The following is a 17,766-nucleotide window of genomic DNA, read 5'->3' on the forward strand; positions in this document are numbered from 1 at the left end:
GACGCGGCGCTTCTTCGATAGCGCGAGCGTGCCTCAAGCTGCCAACGCGCCGCCAATTCACATGTGACAAAGACGCCCGCCCCGGGGAAGGGCAGGCGCTCTGCGCTAAGAGGGGCTCTTTCAAGGGGTTTTGGTGACGCCCCAGGCGACCTGGTTGTCGGCGGACCAGACGAGGAAGCCGTCCACATTCGCCCGCGTGGCGCCAATGTTGGGCGCGTAGTAAAGCCCGAAGATCGGCAGATCCTCGACCATCATCGCGTGCAACTGGCGGAAGAGTTCGCCGCGCGCCTCGGTGTCGGTCTCGACCAGGGTCTGCAGGTAGATCTCCTGCGCCGCCGGGTTGTCCCACTGGTTGGAGCCGTCTTCGGCCTTGGAGCCCATGAACATGCCGTAGGCCAGCGAGGGGTCGAGCCGGGCGGACCAGCCGAAGCTCTGCAGCTGGAAGTTGCCGGAGAGGAAATTGTCGAGCTGCGTGCCCCATTCCAGCGTTTCCAGCTCGACGTTGAAGCCGGCGGCGGAGAGCATGGCCTGCACGAGGATCGAGTTCTCGTACATGCCCTGGTAGCGGGAGTTCGTCTGCATGACGATCGGCTCGCCGGCATAGCCGGCCTCTGCGGCCATGGTGCGGGCGAGCTCGGGGTCGTATTCCGGCCAGGTCTGGAAGCTCTCGTCAAAGAAGGCGCTCGATTCCGCCACCGCCGAGGGGTTGAACGGTGCGAGGCCGTTGTTCTTCACATCGGCGATCTGCGCGAAGTCGATGGCATGGGCCAGCGCCTCGCGCATCTTCGGGTCAGAGAGGAGCGGATCCTCCGTCTGCACGAGGATCGTCGTCCAGCCGAGGCCGGGGGCCGTCTGCACCACGGCGCCCTGTGCCTCGAGATCGGCGACGCGGTTGGCCGAGATGTTGTTGACGATGTCGACGTCACCGGCCAGCAGCGCCGTCTCGCGCACGGTGGCATCGGGGATGATCTGGAAGGTCACCGTGTCGAAGTTGACGGTGCGGTCGCCCGAATAGCCGCTGGTCGGGGCGGCGGAGGGCACGTAATCGGCGAAGCGCGCCAGTTCGATGGACTCGCCGACGTTCCAGGCGTCGAGCACCAGCGGGCCGGAGCCAATGGCCGAGCCGCTGATCCAGGCGCCGCTCTCGTCGAGATTGGCGGGGCTGAAGACCCAGAGGTCGCATTGCACCTCGGCGAGGCGGGTGAGGAAGAGCGCGTTCGGCGCGTTGATCGTCATGACCAGCGTCGCCGGGTCGGGCGTCTCGATGGATTGCAGGACAAGGCCCCGGGTGCCGTCGAAATTCGGGATGCAGGCGCTTTCCTGTTCCGGCGCAAGGCGCCATTCGATGGCGGCCTTCACATCCTCGGACGTGATCGGCGTGCCGTCGTGGAAGAGCGCGCCCTCGCGGAGGTGGAAGGTATAGACCGTGCCATCCTCAGAGACGTCCCAGCTTTCCGCCAGCGCCGGCCCGACGGAGAGATCCTCGCGGAAGCCGACCAGCGAGTCATAGATGTGGTTGAGCACCACATCGGTGTTGTTGTCGCGGTTGGTGCCGTTGAGGCTGCGGATATCGGCGCTGAGCGCGATCACCAGCTCGTCGGCGGCGGTCTCGGCCGCGAGTGGCTGGGCGAGTGCCGCCAGGGCGGTGGCGGCAAGCAAGGCTGTCTTGTGTCCCATCGAGTGAGGCTCCTGTCGGTTCGGAAATGCGATCGGGGGTCGGGGGAGTGTCAGGGCTCGGTCAGCGACCGGGCGAAGAAGGCCTTCACGTCGCCGAGCATCTCGTCATCCTCATGGGCGACATGGGGAAAGGTGCGGTAGTCCACGGCGATGCCGTGGCTCTCGAAATTGTCGCGCAGCGCCTCCATGCGGGCGACGCGGGTGATCCCCGTCGAATTGGCGCCCGGCATCCAGAAGGTCTGATCGGTCGGGCGGACCTCGCACCAGCGGGTTCGCAGGTCGTCCTCGCCGATCAGCATCTGCACGGCGACCTTGCGGATGGCCCCCACATCGACCGGCTTGCCGAAGAGCGCCTGAAAGCCGTTCGTGCCGACCCAGTAATCCGCCGCCTCGTCGATGAGCGTCACCGTGCCGGGCGCGCCGATGGCGACACCGCGCAGCCGGTCCGGATGGGCATAGAGGAAGCGGTGCGAGAACTGCCCGCCGCCGGAGAAACCGTAGAGCAGGAATTTCCCCCGCTCGATCGGATACTTGCTGGCGAACTCGTCGACCATGTCGAGGAGGATCTCGTCATAGCGCACGCCATGGCCGCGCAGCAGCTTGTAGCTGTGAAGATCGCCTTGATAGAGCGCGTTGACCGGGAAGAGCGGGCAGAGCACCGCCGCCTGATGCTCTTCGGCGAAGTCGACGAACTGGTCGCGGTAGCGCTCCATCGAGCGCTCGGAGCCATGGACGATGACGGCGAGCGGATAGCGTCTGGTGCCGCGGCGGCTGAAGCTGGTGGGCACGTAGGTGCAGAACGAGAAGCGCGGGTCCATCCGGCTGGCGGTGGCCGGCGAGCGGCCCGTCTCGAACATCGAGACACTCTGTTCCAGGTCGGCGTCGTGTTTCATCTCGGTCCTCTCGGGCCTTGTCGCCAGGCGGAAGCTCCCGCCTTCCTTGACGAACCGTTAACATGGTGGGGTGAGTCGAAAAAGTGTTTTGTGTTCATAAGGTGCATTTTGAGGAGGTAGAAGGGCGTTGTTTTCCGGGACTCGCCAGGAAATGCGCCACTCTCGTCTGCCTTATGGCGAGTGAAAGTGCCGATTTTCCGCCGGGGATGCATCGAGGGCCCTTAGCCGCCGCGCCGCGCGGCGGCCGGGGCGCCGCCGAGATGCATCGCTGCATCGAGAAGCGCGCGGGTATAGGGATGGCTCGGCGCGTCGAAGATCTGGTCGCGCGGGCCGATCTCGACGATATGGCCGGCCTCCATGACCGCGACGCGGTCGGCGATCTGCTCGACGGCGCCGAGATCGTGGCTGATGAAGAGGCAGGCGAAACCGTATTGCTCCTGCAGGCGGGCGATGAGCTCAAGGATCTGCTTCTGCACCGTCATGTCGAGCGCCGAGACCGGCTCGTCGGCGACGACGAATGCCGGCCGGCGGACGATGGCGCGGGCGATGGCGACGCGCTGGCGCTGGCCGCCGGAGAGCTGGTGGGGCAGGCGGCGGAGGAACTCCGGGCCGAGCCCGACCGCCTCGCAGGTCTCCTCCACCCGCGCCCGGCGCTGGGAGCGCGGCACCGAGCGGTCGAGCCGCAAGGGCTCGCCGACGATATCGGCGACGCGCTGGCGCGGGTCGAGCGAGGAATAGGGGTCCTGGAAGACCATCTGCACATGCTGGCGCTGGGCCCGGCTCGGCCCTCGGCGCGCGGAGATCATCTCCTCGCCGCGGAACGCGATGCTGCCGCCGCTCGGCCGCTTGAGTCCGACGATGGCGCGCCCCAGCGTCGTCTTTCCGGAGCCGGAGGCGCCGACGAGCGCCAGCGTCTCGCCCGGCTGGATGGCGAGGTCGACCGCATGGACGACCTGCTTCACCTGACGCGGCTCGAGTAGCCGCCGGGGCCGGGCGTAATCGACCGTCAGGCCGTTGACCGCGAGGAGCGGCACGGGCGCCTGCGGAACATGCCGCGCCGGCCCGCGGCTCGGCAGCGCCTCGACCAGCTTGCGGGTATAGGGATGCTCGGGGCGGGAAAGGACGCGGGCGACCGGCCCCGCCTCCACCGCTTCGCCATCCTTCATCACCGCGGCGCGCGAGACGTAATGCGACACCATGCCGAGGTCATGGCTGATGAGCAGCACCGCCGTTCCGTTCTCGCGGCAGAGCTCGACCATCAGGTCGAGCACCTGCCGCTGCACCAGCGTGTCGAGCGCCGTCGTCGGCTCGTCGGCGATGAGCAGCCGCGGCCTGGTCAGCATGACGGAGGCGAGCATGATCCGCTGCCGCATCCCGCCGGAGAACTCGTGCGGGTAGGACGTGAGGCAGCCCTCGGGGTCGGGGATGCGCACCCTGTCGAGCATCGCGGCGCAGCGGGTGAGGATCTCCTTCTCCGAGAGCTTGGAATGCAATTCCAGCGCCTCGGCCATCTGCCGGCCGATGGGCATCGAGGGGTTGAGGGAGACCATGGGCTCCTGAAACACCATCCCCACCTCGGCGCCCCGGATGCGGCGGAGCTGATCCGGCGCCATGCCCACGATCTCTCGCCCGCCGATGCGCACTGAACTCTCCGGCGCGATCTCCAGCGGCTTCGGCAGGACGCGGATCACCGAGCGGGCGGCCATGGTCTTGCCCGAGCCGCTCTCGCCGACAAGCGCGAACATCTCGCCGGCGCCGATGCGGAAGGAGAGATCCTTCACCACACGCCGCCCGCCGGGCCCGATGGTGACAGAGAGATCCGTCACCTCCAGCACCGGCGCGTCGGTGCCCTGCTGCGCGGCGTCGTACTTGGCGTTCATTCGCGGCCCGCGTTCTTGGGGTCGGCAAAGTCGCGCAGCGCGTCGCCGAGCAGGTTGATGCCTAGGAGGGTGATGGTGATGCAGAGCCCGGGCAGGACGATCAGCAGCGGCGACTGAGTGATGTAGGGCCGGGCGCTCGCCAGCATGTTGCCCCAGCTCGGCTGCGGCGGCGGCACGCCAAGGCCGAGAAAGCTGAGGCCGGCCTCCGCCAGGATGATCCAGCCGAACATCGTGGTGGCCAGCACCGTCAGCGGCGGGATGGCGTTCGGCAGGACATGCCGCGCCACAGTGGCCACCTCGGAATTGCCGATGACGATGGAGGCCTCGACGAATTCCAGCTCGCGGATCGACAGGACAGCCGAGCGCGTCACCCGCACGACGGCGGGCATGTAGGCAAGGCCGAGCGCCACGATGATCCCCGACGAGCTGGCGCCGTAGATCGCCATGATGCCGAGCGCGAGGAGGAGGCCGGGGAAGGCCAGGAAGGCGTCGTTGACCACCATCAGCAGCCGGTCCACCGGCCCGCGGAAGAACCCCGCTACCAGTCCGATGACCATGCCGGAGGCGAGCGCGAAGGCGAGCGTCGTGAAGGCGATCCAGGCGCTGGCCTCGGCGCCGGCGAGGAGGCGGCTGAGCGTATCGCGGCCAAACTCGTCGGCGCCGAGCAGATGCGCGGGCCCGGGCCCGGTGAGCCGCGCGCCGAGGTCGAGCGCCATCGGGTCGTAGGGCGCGAGCCGGCCACCAAAAAGGGCGAGGAACAGGAGCGCGAGGAGGACGAGGAGCCCGAAGGCGGCATTGACCTTCATATGGCGGAAGACCCGGCCCATCAGCGCGCCACCCGCGGGTCGAGCAGCGGATAGACGAGGTCCACCAGCAGGTTAACCGCCACATAGATGAAGGTTATCAAGAGGATGCATCCCTGGATGATCGGGTAGTCGCGGGCATAGATGCCATCGACCAGCAGCCGGCCGAGGCCGGGGATGGTGAACACCGTCTCGGTGATCGCGATGCCGCCGAGGAGGCTGCCGAGGATCAGGCCGAGGAGCGTCCAGGTCGGCGCGAAGGAATTGCGCAGCCCGTGCCGCCAGACGATCTGGCTCTCCGACAGGCCCTTGGCGCGCGCATGGGTGATGTATTCGAGCCCGGCGACGGTGATGGCGCTGGCGCGGGTCATCCGGGCGATGGAGCCGATGTCGGTCAGCGCCAGTGTCATCACCGGCATGATCATGTAGAGGAGCGCCGCGCCCGGGTCGCGCGACAGCGAGACGAAGCCCACCACCGGCAGCCAGCCGAGCCAGAGCCCGAAAGCCAGAAGGATCATCAGCCCCAGCCAGAAGCCCGGCAGCGACAGGAGCAGCGTCGAGGAGGCGATGACAGCGAAATCGCCGAGGCTGTCCTTCCGCCAGGCGGCGAACATGCCGGCGGGCACGGCGATGATCGTCGCCAGCGTCAGCGCGATGAGCACGATCGGGGCGGAGACGAAGAAGCGGCTGACGATCAGGTCGCTGACCGGCAGGTCCATGGTGATCGAGCGGCCGAAATCTCCGTGGAGGATATCGCGGAGCCAGATGAGATATTGCACCGGCAGGGGCTTGTCGAGCCCCATGCGCGCCCGCAGCGCCTCGAGCTGGCCGGGCAGAGCGTCGTCGCCGAGCATGAGCTGCGCGGGGTCGCCGGGGATCAGCCGGACGATGGCGAAGACGGCGGCCGAGACGATCAGCAGCGTCGGAATGGCGGAGAGGAGCCGCGAGAGAAAGAAGCGCAGCATGGTGGCTCAGGTCCCGGTCGCGCGCACGGGCTCGAGCTCCGGCTCGATCCGGTAGGTGCCGGCGGTCTCGTTGAGGGCCGGCATCGGCGTCACCTCCAGATAGCCGTCCGCCGGGACCATGACGACCCGCGCCACGGTGGCCGAGAGGTTGCCCTTGGCACCGGGGATGGGCGGGCGGCAGACGGAATAGGGGTAGCCGAAGCGGTCGCCGAGCGCCGAGCGCGTGTCGGCGAGGGTGATCGCGCCGATCTTGGGGGTCAACGCCTCCTTCACCCGCCAGTCTCGGTAGAGGCTGTCGGGCACGCTCTCGAGCCCGGTCTCGCGGAGCTTCGCGAGGGCGACGGGGCTCTGCCAGTGGTTGGCATGCACGATGAGGCCGCGCTCGGGATAGATCGCGAAGGTCTCGTCGGGGGCGCATTCGAAATCGACGGCGAAGCCCTCCGCCGAGCCGACGATCATGTTGTTGGCGGCGGATTTGGGCGTCGTGGCGACGATGCGCAGCGCCTCGGAGAGGTGCCGCGCCTCCAGCGCCCGGCGGCGGATCAGCGCCAGCGGCACGCCGAAGCTGCGGTAATCGCGGTCGCATTCGAGGTAATTGGCGGTGATGGAAATCCCGGCGGCGTTGAGGCCGCTGCGGGCCATGCCACCGGCTTCGGTGAAGGTGAGGATGTCGGGGCCATCGGTGCCGGTGATGCGCAGGACGACTGAGGTTTCGGCGCATTCGGCACGCCAGTCCCAGTTCTGCGCCTGGATCAGCTTGCCGTCGGCGGTGGCAGAGGGCAGGGCGGCGATGCCCGTGCAGCCGTCCGGCTCCGCCGCCATGCCCCGCCGCCGTGCGAGCTGGACGATCTCCGTCCGCGCATTGACGAGCAGGATCTCGGCGAAGCTGACGCCGGCGCCCTCGGCGATATAGCGCATCTCCTCCACCAGATGCGGCGCGAAATCGGTGATCTTTTGCGCGAAGGGGTCGGTCAGCGTGGCGAGGGTGGAAAGGTCACAGCCGAGCCCGGCGATCTGCTCGGAATAGAGCGCGATCGAGGCGCGGATTCGGCCCCGCGCCGCCTCCCCATAGCCATGCCCACGCTGGCGCCGGTCGCCGCTGATCTCGATGAGGGGGAAGGGCTCGTAGGAAGACATGGCCATCCTTGCTGCTTTCGTCCTTCGACTCCTATATGCACTATATCGACATTAAAAGCATTTTGTGATCCCGGAGTGCATTTTGCCCGGCGCGGACGTTGTCCGCCGCACCTGCAGGCAGTAAGCGTGGAGCCAGGCGCGGACGAGGAGGCCTATGGGAACGCAAAATTCCGAAGCGGCGGAGGCGCTCACGCCGCTGCAGCTCGATCTCGCCCAGAAGATCCTGCAGCATCTGCGTGACGAGGCGCTGCCGGTCGGCACCCGCGTTTCTGCGCCCGAGCTGGCGCGCAGCTTCAACGTCTCCCGCTCGCCGGTCGGCCGGGCCCTCGGGCTTCTGGTCGAGGAGGGCGTGCTGCGCGTCACGCCGTCGCGGCGGATGGAGGTGGCGCGGGACGTCTCGAAGCTCGAGGTGCCGGCGCTGGCCGGGCCCTCGCCGCAGGAGGATCTCTACAAGCGCATCATGCGCGATCGCGCGCGGGGCGATCTGCCCCGCGAGGTGTCTGAGGCCGAGCTAATCCCGCGCTACGGCGTCTCCCGCGGCACGATCCGCAAGGTGCTGATGCGCTTCGCCGCGGACGGGCTGGCGCAGCGGCTGCAGGGGCATGGCTGGCAATTCGTGGAATCACTCCACGATGCCGAGTCGCTCCGCGAGAGCTACCACTTCCGCCTGATCGTCGAATGCTCCGCCTTCCGCGCCCCCGGCTACCATGCCGACCCGGCGCGGATCGACCAGATCCGCCGGGCCCACGAGCGCATCCTGACGCTCGGCCGCGGCGCGGTGACGGCGGAGCAATGGTTCGGCGTCAACGCCGGCTTTCACGAGGCGGTGGCCGGCTTTTCCGGCAACCGCTACCTCGTCTCGGCCGTCCAGCATCAGAACAACCTGCGGCGGATGCGCGAGGCGGCGCTCTATGAAGAGCTCTCGATCCGCCGCATCCGGGTGTCCTGCGAGGAGCATCTCGACGTGCTCGCCGCCATCGAGGAGGGCAACCTCGAATGGGCGGAATCGCTGATGCGCGAGCATCTGAAGAAGGCCGGCGGGCTCTGAGGCCTCAGGTCATCCGCAGGTAGCTGTCGATCTCGAAGGGGCTGACATGGGCGGCGAAGACGCCCCGCTCCTGCGCCTTGCACTCCGCGAACATCGTGAAGAAGAGCTCCGGCAGGTAGGAGCGGAGGATCGGCGCCGCCTCGAAGGCGGCGATGGCCGCGCCCCAATCCTCCGGCAGGCGGGGGTCGGCGAGGGGCGCGTCGGGGTCGATCTTGTGGGTCAGCCCGTGGAGGATGCCGCAGAGGATGGCGGCGATCACCAGATAGGGATTGGCGTCGGCCCCCGCGACCCGGTGCTCCAGCCGCCGCGCCGCCGCCGGGCCGCCGGGGATGCGGATCGCGGCCATCCGGTCCTCGTGCCCCCAGTCGGTGTTGACGGGCGCATAGCTCGCCGGGCGGAGCCGGCGGTAGGAGTTGAAATGCGGCGCAAAGATCAGCGCCGACTGGTGCATCGCCTGCCGGAGCCCGCCGACGGCATGGCCGAGCGCCGGGGCGCCCCGCGCCGAGCCGTCGTCGAAGATGTTGCGGCCGTCCTCATCCAGAAGGCTCACATGCACATGGAGGCCATTGCCGGCCTCTTCCGAGAAGGGCTTGGCCATGAAGCAGGCCTCCCACCCGTGGGTCCGGGCGATGCCGGCGGCGAGGTGCTTGAAGAGCTGGGCGTGGTCGGCGGCGGCCAGCGGGTCGGGCGCGTGCTTGAAGTTGACCTCCAGCTGGCCCGGCCCGTTCTCGGCGATGACCGTATCGAGCGGCAGGCCCCAGCTCCGGCAGGCGGCGCTGACCTCTCGGATGTAGGGGCCGTAGGCCTCGAGCTCGGTGATGGCCATGGTCGCGGCGCGCACCTTGCCGGGGCCGGTCGCGGCGGGGACGATGCTCTCCCCCTTGCGCTCGACGAGGTAGAATTCCAGCTCCGTCGCCATCACCGGCGTGAGGCCGGCCTCGCGGAAGGCGGCGACGATGGCGCCGAGCACCCGGCGCGGATCGCCGCCATAGGGGCGCCCGTCGTCCTGCCGGAGCCAGACGGGGAAGAGCGCGGAGCCCGGCGCGTTCCACGGCGTCGGCAGGAAGCCGGTGCCGATCGGCTCGGCGACGCCATCGGCATCGCCATCCTCGAAGACCTTGGGATTGCCGTCGATATCGGCGCCCCAGACGTCCATCCCGGCGATGGTCAGCGGCATCCGGATGCCGGAGCCGAGCGCCTTCTGCACGGCGCCCTCCTCGAGCCGCTTGCCGCGGTAGATGCCATTGAGATCGGCGAGGGCGGCGTAGAACTCGGTGATGTCGTTCATGATGCGAACCGGAGCCAGGTGGAGCGGAGGCCCGTATACTTCTCCGCCGCATGGCGCGAAAGGTCGCGCCCGAAGCCCGACTGGCGGAAGCCGCCGAAGGGCACGGCGGGGTCGATCGGGTCGACCGCGTTGACGGCCACGAGCCCGGCGCGGATCGCCGCCGCCACCCGGTGCGCGCGCCGGAAGTCGGAGGTCCAGAGCGAGGCGGCGAGCCCGTAGGCGCTGCCGTTGGCGAGGGCGATGGCCTCTGCCTCGCTCTCGAAGGTCGTCACCGCGAGGACGGGGCCGAAGATCTCCTCCTGCGCGATGGTGGCGCCGGGCGGGACGTCGGTGAGGATCGTCGGCTCGACATGGAAGCCGGTGCCCTCCGGTTGTCCTCCGCCGGCGAGGAGTGTCGCCTCCCGCCGGCCCGCCTCGATATAGCCGAGAACCCGGCGCTGCTGCGCCGCGCTGACGAGGGGGCCCATGCCGGATGCCGGGTCGAGCGGGTCGCCCGGCCGGTACTTCGCGAGCTCGCCCCGGAGCAGCTCGGCGAAGGGGGCGGCGACCTTGCGGTCGACAAGGACGCGCGAGGTGGCGGAGCAGACCTGGCCCTGGTTGTAGAAGATGCCCTCCGCCGCGGCCGCCGCCGCCCCGGGCAGGTCGTCGCAATCGGCGAAGACGATCAGCGGCGACTTGCCGCCGCACTCCAGCCAGACCTGCTTGAGGTTCGACTGCCCGGCATATTGCAGGAAGAGCCTGCCGACCTCGGTCGAGCCCGTGAAGGCGAGGACGTCGACATCCGGGTGCAGCCCGAGCGCCCGCCCGGCCACCGCGCCATGGCCGGGCACGACGTTCAGCACCCCCTCGGGCAACCCTGCCTCCAGCGCCAACTCGCCGAAGCGGAGCGCGGTGAAGTTGGATTGCTCTGCCGGTTTCAGGACGACGGAATTGCCGGCGGCGAGCGCCGGCGTGCATTTCCAGAGCGCCATGTTGAGCGGGAAGTTCCAAGGCACGACGGCGCCGACGACGCCGAGCGGCACGCGCTCGATCAGGACGGTATTGCCGGGGCGGGGGGAGGTCGTCTCGCCATAGGCCTTGTCGGCCTCCTCTGCATGCCACTGCAGGATGCCGATGGCATTCGGCAGATCGTTGCCCCGCGCCTGGGTCACGAGCTTGCCCATGTCGAGGCTCTCCATCACCGCCAGCCGGTCGAGCTCTGCCCGCAGGAGCTCCGCGAGGCGGAGGAGCGCCGCCTTGCGATGCGCCGGCGCCGCGCGGCTCCAGGCGCCGCCGTCGAAGCTGGCGCGGGCGGCGACGACGGCACTGTGCACGTCATCGGCGGTGCAGGCCGCGACGCGGGCGATCTCGGCGCCGGTGGCGGGGTTGATCGCCGGCAGCGTGCCGCCGTCCGACGCCTCCTTCAGCGCGCCGCCGATGAGGGCGCGGGAGGGCAGGTGGAGGGTTTCGGCGATCTGGTGCCACTTGGTCATCTGATAATGGTCCGGGCAGTTTTCGGCGGGTTTGAGAGGGTAGGGCGGCGTTCATCAGGCTTTATTTCAGCAGTTTATCGCCTTGACCTTTCCCTCTCTGCTTTCCTATTGCGCGATTTGCGATCGCACTTTACACAGCGAGTCGCTGAGAAGGCAAGAGCGGGAGGGCGCGACATGAAGGACGATCTGCAACCGCAGGGCATCTATGTCGCCGGGCGCTGGCGGCTGACCGGCGACCTCGCCGAGAACCGCGACCCCTCGCGCCCCGAGGCGCTCGTCAGCCTGCAATCCCTCGCCACGACCTGCGATCTCGACGAGGCCGTCGCCGCCGCCCGCCCCGCCGGCGCGGCCTGGGCGGCCCTGCCGCCGCAGGCGCGCTTTGCCGTGCTCGACGCCGCCGGCACCGAGATCCTCGCCCGGACGGATGAGATCGGCCGGCTCCTCTCCCGCGAGGAGGGCAAGATCCTGCCCGAGGCGGTGGGCGAGGCCGAGCGGGCGGGGATGATCTTCAAGTTCATGGCCGGCGAGGCGATGCGCACCGGCGGCGAGCTCCATCCCTCGCTCCGCCCCGGCACGAGTGTCGAGGTGACGCGCGAGCCGGTGGGCGTGGTCGGCATCATCACGCCCTGGAACTACCCGATCGCCATTCCGGCCTGGAAGATCGCCCCGGCGCTCGCCTTCGGCAATGCCGTCATCTTCAAGCCGGCCGAGCTGGTGCCCGCCTGCGCCGTGCTCCTCACCGAGATCCTCGAGCGCGCCGGCCTGCCGCCCGGCACCCTCAGCCTGCTGCCCGGCCCGGGGGCGGAGATCGGCGCCGCCATCGCCGCCCATCCCGGCGTGGACGCGGTGAGCTTTACCGGCTCCGCCGCGACCGGCCGGGGCGTCATCGCCACCGCCGCCGCGCGGGGCGCCCGGGTGCAGGCGGAGATGGGCGGCAAGAACCCCTTCGTGGTGCTGGAGGATGCTGACCTGCCGCTGGCCGCCGAGGCGATCGCCTCCGGCTCCTACCTCTCGACCGGCCAGCGCTGCACGGCCTCGAGCCGGATCATCGTGGTGGAGGCGGTCCATGACGCGCTGGTGGAGGCGCTGGCGAAGAAGGTCTCCGCCCTCCGCTGCGGCCCGGCGGATGACGCCGCCAGCAGCTACGGCCCGGTGGTCGATGCCCGCCAGCTCGCAAGCAACCGCGCCCATGTGCGCGGGGCGCTGGAGGAGGGGGCGGAGCTGGTGACGGCCAGCGCGGAGGATCAGGGGCTCTTCATGCAGCCCGTCCTCCTCGCCGGCACCACGAACGCCATGCGCATCAACCGCGAGGAGGTCTTCGGGCCGGTCGCCGCGGTCATCCCCGCAGCCGATTACGACGAGGCGCTGGCGCTCGCCAACGACACGAGCTTCGGCCTTTCCGCCGGGATCGCCACGCGCTCGATGACCCGGGCGCAGCATTTCCGCCGCCATGTGCGGGCGGGGATGGTCATGGTGAACGGGCCGACGGCAGGCGTGGATTTCCACGTGCCTTTCGGCGGCACCCGCGGCTCCAGCTACGGGCCACGCGAGCAGGGGACCCATGCCCGCGAGTTCTTCACCCAGGTGAAGACGGCCTATATCTCGCCGGTCGGCTGATGGCGCTTTCGCTTGGAGCCATCGCCCGCTACCCGCTGAAGTCCGGCCGGGCGGAGCTGCGGTGGACGACTGAGGTTGGGCTGGCGGGGCTCGCGGGGGACCGCCGGCTGATGGCCGTCGATCCGGCCGGGCGGGCGCTGACGGCGCGCGAGGTGCCGGCGCTCCTCTCGCTTTCCGCCGTGATCGACGGGGGAGAGGCGGTGCTCGGCGCCGAGGGCGCCCCACCACTCACCGTTCCGCTCGCCCTTCCGATGGCAGGCGCCCCTGCTGCCGCCACGCTCTGGGGCGAGACGGCCGGCGCCTTTGACGCCGGCGACGCCGCGGCCCGCTGGCTGACGGCGAGGCTCGAGCGCCCCTGCCGGCTGGTGATCGACGATCCCGCCCGCCGCCGCCGCTACAGCGCCGCGCCGCTGGCCTTCCCGGACAGCGCGCCAGTGATGCTTCTCACCCGCGCCTCGCTGGACGCGCTGAACGCCCGGGCGCGCCACGACTTTTCGGCCTGGCGCTTCCGGCCGAACCTCGTGATCGAGGGGGCGGAGCCTTTCGCTGAGGATGGCTGGCGGCAGATCCGCATCGGCAAGGTGACCTTCACTCTCGTCGAACCCTGCGCCCGCTGCGTCATGGTCGATATCGACCCCGAGACCGGCGCCCGCGACAGCGCCACGGGCCCGCTTGCCCATCTCGGCCGGTTCCGGCGAGGGGAGGGGGGCGAGGTGCTTCTCGGCCAGCTCGCCGTGCCCGAAGGCTCCGGTCGCATATCGCTGGGCGAGCCGGTGGAGGTGCTCGAGGTCAAGCCCGCGCCGGTCTTCCTCCCCCCGATGCCACGTTTGACCCGCCCCGTCCTGCCTGCGCCGCGCCCCCTCCGGCTGGTGCTAACCGGGCGGCGGGAGGAGGCGGGCGGGATGACGACCTATCATTTCCGCCCCGACGGCCCTCCGCCGCCCTATCTCGCCGGTCAGTTCTTGACGCTGGAGGCGGAGGTCGCGGGCGAGGTCGTCCACCGCAACTTCACGCTCTCCTCTTCGCCGACGCGGCCGGGGCTCCTCTCGGTCACCATCCGGCGCCGGTCCGAGGGCGTGCTCAGCCCCTGGCTGCACCGCCATCTCCGCTCCGGCATGGCGCTCGCCGCCCGCGGCCCCTTCGGCCGCTTCGTGCTGGAGGAGCTGCCGGAGGACGCGCCGCTCCTCCTCCTCACCGCCGGCAGCGGCATCACCCCGGCGCTTTCGATGCTCCGCGCTCTCGCCGACCGGGCGGAGCGGCGCGACCTCCACCTCGTCCATGCCGCGCGGAGCCGGGCCGCCGTGCCCTTCGCCGCCGAGCTCAAGGGGCTCCGAGAGCAGATGGGCGCGTCGATGAGGCTCAGCCTCGCCATCAGCACCAAGGGCGGCCGGCTCGATGCCGCCCGGCTGGCGGAGCTGGTCCCCGACGCCGCCCGCCGTGCCTGGCTCGTCTGCGGCCCCGCGCCGTTCCGCGACATGGCCCGCGCCGCGCATGAGGCGGCGGGCGGCGCCTTGCCCTTCTTCACCGAGGCCTTCACCGCCGGCGAGACCGGCGAGGACCCGACACTGGCCTTCGACCTTCGCTTCGAACGAAGCGGAGCCGAGACCGCCGGCACCGGCTCGCGCACACTCCTCGAGCATGCCCGCGCGCTCGGCGTCGCGCTGCCGAGCGCCTGCGAGGCCGGGCTATGCGGCACCTGCCGCTGCCGCGTGACGCAAGGCCGCTGCCGTCCCTCGAACCGCAGCGCCGACCCCGAGGCCAGCGTGCTCACCGATGAGGAGAAGGCCGAGGGCCTCGTCCTCGCCTGCACATCCATCCCCGAAGGCCGCGTGCGCGTGGACCTCTGACCCCAGGAGACGACATGGACACCGCCACCCTCCCCGATACCGCCCGGCCCAACACCGACCTGATCGCGGCCGACCGGCGCGCCCAGCTCCACCCCTTCAGTGCCCTCCGCGACCAGCGCGAGGCGGAGGCCTTCCTCGTCACCGGCGGCGCCGGCTGCCGGCTGACCGGGCCGGAGGGCCGGAGCTGGCTCGACGGGGCGGCGGGGCTCTGGTGCGTCAATGCCGGCTACGGGCAGGCGGAGATCACCGAGGCCATCGCGGCGCAATCGGCGCGGCTTCCCTATTTCCACTCCTTCAACGGCGCCGCCAACGAGCCCTCGATCCGCCTCGCCGAGCGCATCCTCGAGCTGGCGCCACCCGGAATGGCGCGGGTGTTCTTCGGCTCCTCGGGCTCGGATGCCAACGACACGGCGGTGAAGCTCCTGTGGACCTGCAACGCGCTGGAAGGCCGGCCGGAGAAGCGCAAGGTCATCTCCCGCCGGGGCGCCTATCACGGCGTGACGGTGGCGGCGGGCTCGCTTTCGGGCATCCCGGTCGTCCATAAGGACTTCGGCCTGCCGCTGGATTTCGCCCGCCACGTCTCGCCGCCCGACCTCTACCGCGACGCCCCGGCGCGCGGCTGCCGGACGGAGGCGGAGTATTCCGCCGCACTGGCGGCCGAGCTCGAGGCGCTGATCGTGGCCGAGGGGCCGGAGACGGTGGCGGGCATGGTGATGGAGCCGGTGATGGGCACCGGCGGCGTCCTGCCGCCGCCCGAGGGCTATATCGCCGCGATCTCGGAGGTGCTGCGGCGCCATGACGTGCGGCTCATCGCCGACGAGGTCATCACCGGCTTCGGCCGCACCGGTGCGTGGTTCGCCTCCGCCCGCTATGGGCTGAAGCCCGACATGATCCTCACGGCCAAGGGGCTGACGAGCGGATACCTGCCGCTCTCGGCCGTGATATTAGGCGAGGGGATGTTCCGCGTGCTCGAGGCCGCCTCGGAGGATGGCCGAAGCTTCGCCCATGGTTTCACCTATTCCGGCCACCCGACGGCGGCGGCGGCCGGCCTCGCCAACCTTGCGCTGATCGAGCGGGAGGGGCTGGTGGAGCGGGTGGCCGCGCTGGAGGCGCCGTTCCGCGCCGCCTTCGATGCGGCTCTAGGCGGGCTGCCCCATGTCGGCGATATCCGCTCGGCAGGCCTGATGCTCGGCATCGAGCTGGTGGCCGACCGGCAGACGAAGGCCCCCTTCGACCCGGCCCGCAAGACCGCCGCCAGGGTGGCGCTGGCGGCGCGGGAGCGGGGCGCGCTCGTCCGGGCGCTGCCCGGCGGCGACGTGCTGGCGCTCTCGCCGCCCTTCATCGTGACGGAGGAGGAGATCGCCGAGCTTGCGTCCATACTCCGGGATGCCATCCTCGACGTGACCGGCGGGGAGAGCTGATGAGCGAGCAAGTGACATACGGCGGCGCCGGCCCGGTGGCCGTGATCGGCGCCGGGCTGATAGGCGCCTCCTGGGCGGCGCTCTTCCTGCACCACGGGCGGGACGTGAGGGCCTACGATCCCTCGGAGGAGGCAAGGGCGCGACTGCAGGCGACGATCGCCCTCGCATTAGCCGATCTGGCGGAGCTGGGTGGCGGCGGCGCCGTCGGCTCCCTCACCGTCGCCGGCAGCCTCGAGGAGGCGCTTGCCGGGGCGGTGCACATCCAGGAGAACGCACCCGAAAAGTTCCCCGCCAAGCAGGCGCTTATTGCGGAGCTCGACGCGCTGGCCCCGCCCGGCGCCACCATCGGCTCCAGCACGACCTCCTTCATGGCGAGCGAGCTGACGGCGTCTTGCCCCGCCTCGCCCCGCGTCTTCGTCGCCCATCCCTACAACCCGCCGCACCTCGTGCCGCTGGTTGAGATCGGCCCCGCCCCGGCGACGTCGCCAGAGGCGCTCGCGGCGGCGGAGGCGCTCTATGCATCCTGCGGCAAGGTCACAATACGCATCCGGGTCGAGGCGCGGGGGCATATCGCCAACCGCCTCTCCGCCGCGCTCTTCCGCGAGGCCGTGCATATCGTCCGCGCCGGCATAGCGACGGCAGAGGATGTCGACGCGGCGATCCGCTTCGGCCCGGGCCTGCGTTGGGCGGCCGACGGGCCGTTCATGACCTATCACCTTGGCGGGGGGCCGGGCGGCATCCGCGACTACCTCGCCCGGCTCGGCCCGGCGCAGGAGGCGCGCTGGGCCGATCTCGGCGCCCCGAGCCTCGACCCCGCCACCGTCGCCGCCATCGCCGAGGAGGTCGAGCGCACCGCCGGCGACCGGAGCGTGGCAGAGCTGGAGGCGGAGCGCTCGGGCCGCCTCAAGGCCATCCTCGCCGCGCTGGAGGAGGCGCCATGAGCCTGCCCCGCCTCATGGTCGCCCCCAACGGCGCCCGCCGTGGCAAGGCCGACCACCCGGCGCTGCCCGTGACGATCCCCGAGATCGTCGAGACGGCGCGCGCCGCCCAGGCCTCCGGCGCCGATGGCATCCATGCCCATGCCCGGGATGCCGACGGCCGCCACAGCCTCGATCCCGTCCTTTGCCGCGAGCTCCTCGCGGCGCTGGGCGAGGCCGTGCCGGGGATGCATCTGCAGCTCACCAGCGAGGCGGCCGGGCGCTATGCGCCCGCCGAGCAGATCGCCGCCATGCAGGCGATCCGCCCTGCCTCGCTCTCCGTCGCGCTGCGCGAGGTAAGCCCGGCGACGCCCGAGGGCGTCGACTTCTACCGCTGGTGCGCGGCGGAGGGGCTCTTCGTCCAGCATATTCTCTATGCCCCGCAGGAGCTGGCGGCGCTCGGCGAGCTCCTCCGGCTCCTGCCCGAGCCCGCCACCCCGCCGGCCGTGATCTACGTCCTCGGCGCCTATGCCCCGGCGCGGGACGGCACGCCCGCCGAGCTCGGCGGCTTCCTCAAGTCGGCGGCGCTCCTGCCCCAAAAGCTCGACTGGATGGTCTGCGCCTTCGGCCGCACCGAGCGCGACTGCCTTGCCGCCGCGCTCACGCAGGGCGGCAAGGTGCGGGTGGGGTTCGAGAACAACATCCACCGCCCCGACGGGGCGCTCGCCGGCTCCAACGACGAGCAGGTCGCCCGCATCGCCGGGCTCATGCGGCAGAGCGCATGAACCGCGGCTCCGCCCG

14 protein-coding genes are annotated in these 17,766 nt (G+C 70.5%); 6 read left to right on the top strand and 8 right to left on the bottom strand.

Annotated features, from left to right (window positions below; translation table 11 throughout):
* Positions 1-120: 120 nt before the first annotated feature.
* From ACAZ03_RS04675 to ACAZ03_RS04700, 6 genes are all read right to left on the bottom strand, one after another.
* Entirely contained in the window at positions 121-1,677 is a 1,557-nt protein-coding gene (locus ACAZ03_RS04675; RefSeq protein ID WP_373356224.1) for an ABC transporter substrate-binding protein, read from the bottom strand.
* Between the two features lie 50 nt (positions 1,678-1,727).
* Positions 1,728-2,570 carry an alpha/beta hydrolase gene (locus tag ACAZ03_RS04680; RefSeq protein WP_373356225.1) on the bottom strand — a complete coding sequence of 281 codons (843 nt, stop codon included), beginning with the start codon at positions 2,568-2,570 and terminating at the stop codon, positions 1,728-1,730.
* A gap of 221 nt (positions 2,571-2,791) precedes the next feature.
* Entirely contained in the window at positions 2,792-4,450 is a 1,659-nt protein-coding gene (locus ACAZ03_RS04685) for an ABC transporter ATP-binding protein (protein WP_373356226.1), read from the bottom strand.
* Positions 4,447-5,277: an ABC transporter permease gene (locus ACAZ03_RS04690; protein ID WP_373356227.1), complete on the bottom strand. Its 831-nt coding sequence runs from the start codon at positions 5,275-5,277 to the stop codon at positions 4,447-4,449. The genes ACAZ03_RS04685 and ACAZ03_RS04690 overlap by 4 nt, the downstream gene beginning before the upstream one ends.
* The gene (locus ACAZ03_RS04695; protein ID WP_373356228.1) at positions 5,277-6,218 is read right to left on the bottom strand and encodes an ABC transporter permease; all 942 of its coding nucleotides are present in this window, start codon (positions 6,216-6,218) and stop codon (positions 5,277-5,279) included. Before ACAZ03_RS04695 ends, ACAZ03_RS04690 begins: the two co-directional genes overlap by 1 nt.
* A 6-nt stretch (positions 6,219-6,224) precedes the next feature.
* A complete protein-coding gene (locus ACAZ03_RS04700; protein WP_373356229.1) occupies positions 6,225-7,355 on the bottom strand; it encodes a C45 family autoproteolytic acyltransferase/hydolase in 1,131 nt (376 codons plus the stop codon).
* Between the two features lie 154 nt (positions 7,356-7,509).
* On the opposite strand from ACAZ03_RS04700, the gene ACAZ03_RS04705 reads away from it, so the two are divergent.
* A complete protein-coding gene (locus tag ACAZ03_RS04705; RefSeq protein WP_373356230.1) occupies positions 7,510-8,403 on the top strand; it encodes a GntR family transcriptional regulator in 894 nt (297 codons plus the stop codon).
* 4 nt (positions 8,404-8,407) lie between these two features.
* Here ACAZ03_RS04705 and ACAZ03_RS04710 read toward each other — a convergent pair whose 3' ends face one another.
* Together ACAZ03_RS04710 and ACAZ03_RS04715 are read right to left on the bottom strand one after the other, a co-directional pair.
* On the bottom strand, positions 8,408-9,691 hold the full coding sequence (locus tag ACAZ03_RS04710) for a glutamine synthetase family protein (RefSeq protein ID WP_373356231.1): 1,284 nt from the start codon (positions 9,689-9,691) through the stop codon (positions 8,408-8,410).
* Complete coding sequence (locus ACAZ03_RS04715) at positions 9,688-11,163, bottom strand: aldehyde dehydrogenase family protein (RefSeq protein ID WP_373356232.1); 1,476 nt, start codon at positions 11,161-11,163, stop codon at positions 9,688-9,690. The genes ACAZ03_RS04710 and ACAZ03_RS04715 overlap by 4 nt, the downstream gene beginning before the upstream one ends.
* A gap of 174 nt (positions 11,164-11,337) precedes the next feature.
* On the opposite strand from ACAZ03_RS04715, the gene ACAZ03_RS04720 reads away from it, so the two are divergent.
* Genes ACAZ03_RS04720 through ACAZ03_RS04740 form a run of 5 tightly spaced genes read left to right on the top strand, consistent with a single transcriptional unit; the run spans position 11,338 to position 17,750 of the window.
* Positions 11,338-12,780 carry an aldehyde dehydrogenase family protein gene (locus ACAZ03_RS04720; protein WP_373356233.1) on the top strand — a complete coding sequence of 481 codons (1,443 nt, stop codon included), beginning with the start codon at positions 11,338-11,340 and terminating at the stop codon, positions 12,778-12,780.
* Positions 12,780-14,627, top strand: coding sequence for an MOSC domain-containing protein (locus ACAZ03_RS04725; RefSeq protein WP_373356234.1), 1,848 nt, complete (start codon positions 12,780-12,782; stop codon positions 14,625-14,627). Before ACAZ03_RS04720 ends, ACAZ03_RS04725 begins: the two co-directional genes overlap by 1 nt.
* A 14-nt stretch (positions 14,628-14,641) precedes the next feature.
* Positions 14,642-16,048: an aspartate aminotransferase family protein gene (locus ACAZ03_RS04730; protein ID WP_373356235.1), complete on the top strand. Its 1,407-nt coding sequence runs from the start codon at positions 14,642-14,644 to the stop codon at positions 16,046-16,048.
* Positions 16,048-16,989: a 3-hydroxyacyl-CoA dehydrogenase NAD-binding domain-containing protein gene (locus tag ACAZ03_RS04735; protein ID WP_373356236.1), complete on the top strand. Its 942-nt coding sequence runs from the start codon at positions 16,048-16,050 to the stop codon at positions 16,987-16,989. Before ACAZ03_RS04730 ends, ACAZ03_RS04735 begins: the two co-directional genes overlap by 1 nt.
* A complete protein-coding gene (locus ACAZ03_RS04740) occupies positions 16,986-17,750 on the top strand; it encodes a 3-keto-5-aminohexanoate cleavage protein (protein WP_373356237.1) in 765 nt (254 codons plus the stop codon). Before ACAZ03_RS04735 ends, ACAZ03_RS04740 begins: the two co-directional genes overlap by 4 nt.
* The last annotated feature ends 16 nt before the right edge of the window (positions 17,751-17,766 follow it).

It is taken from the genome of Pseudoroseicyclus sp. CXY001 (assembly GCF_041714655.1).
Classification (GTDB): domain Bacteria; phylum Pseudomonadota; class Alphaproteobacteria; order Rhodobacterales; family Rhodobacteraceae; genus Pseudoroseicyclus_A.

What these genes read in the sequence shown, in the direction of transcription:
- ACAZ03_RS04720 (WP_373356233.1), top strand. Translation starts at nt 11,338, where the DNA reads ATGAAGGACGATCTGCAACCGCAGGGCATCTATGTCGCCGGGCGCTGG.
- ACAZ03_RS04680 (WP_373356225.1), bottom strand. Translation starts at nt 2,570, where the DNA reads ATGAAACACGACGCCGACCTGGAACAGAGTGTCTCGATGTTCGAGACG.
- ACAZ03_RS04730 (WP_373356235.1), top strand. Translation starts at nt 14,642, where the DNA reads ATGGACACCGCCACCCTCCCCGATACCGCCCGGCCCAACACCGACCTG.
- ACAZ03_RS04725 (WP_373356234.1), top strand. Translation starts at nt 12,780, where the DNA reads ATGGCGCTTTCGCTTGGAGCCATCGCCCGCTACCCGCTGAAGTCCGGC.
- ACAZ03_RS04710 (WP_373356231.1), bottom strand. Translation starts at nt 9,691, where the DNA reads ATGAACGACATCACCGAGTTCTACGCCGCCCTCGCCGATCTCAATGGC.
- ACAZ03_RS04700 (WP_373356229.1), bottom strand. Translation starts at nt 7,355, where the DNA reads ATGTCTTCCTACGAGCCCTTCCCCCTCATCGAGATCAGCGGCGACCGG.
- ACAZ03_RS04715 (WP_373356232.1), bottom strand. Translation starts at nt 11,163, where the DNA reads ATGACCAAGTGGCACCAGATCGCCGAAACCCTCCACCTGCCCTCCCGC.
- ACAZ03_RS04675 (WP_373356224.1), bottom strand. Translation starts at nt 1,677, where the DNA reads ATGGGACACAAGACAGCCTTGCTTGCCGCCACCGCCCTGGCGGCACTC.
- ACAZ03_RS04735 (WP_373356236.1), top strand. Translation starts at nt 16,048, where the DNA reads ATGAGCGAGCAAGTGACATACGGCGGCGCCGGCCCGGTGGCCGTGATC.
- ACAZ03_RS04740 (WP_373356237.1), top strand. Translation starts at nt 16,986, where the DNA reads ATGAGCCTGCCCCGCCTCATGGTCGCCCCCAACGGCGCCCGCCGTGGC.
- ACAZ03_RS04690 (WP_373356227.1), bottom strand. Translation starts at nt 5,277, where the DNA reads ATGGGCCGGGTCTTCCGCCATATGAAGGTCAATGCCGCCTTCGGGCTC.
- ACAZ03_RS04685 (WP_373356226.1), bottom strand. Translation starts at nt 4,450, where the DNA reads ATGAACGCCAAGTACGACGCCGCGCAGCAGGGCACCGACGCGCCGGTG.
- ACAZ03_RS04705 (WP_373356230.1), top strand. Translation starts at nt 7,510, where the DNA reads ATGGGAACGCAAAATTCCGAAGCGGCGGAGGCGCTCACGCCGCTGCAG.
- ACAZ03_RS04695 (WP_373356228.1), bottom strand. Translation starts at nt 6,218, where the DNA reads ATGCTGCGCTTCTTTCTCTCGCGGCTCCTCTCCGCCATTCCGACGCTG.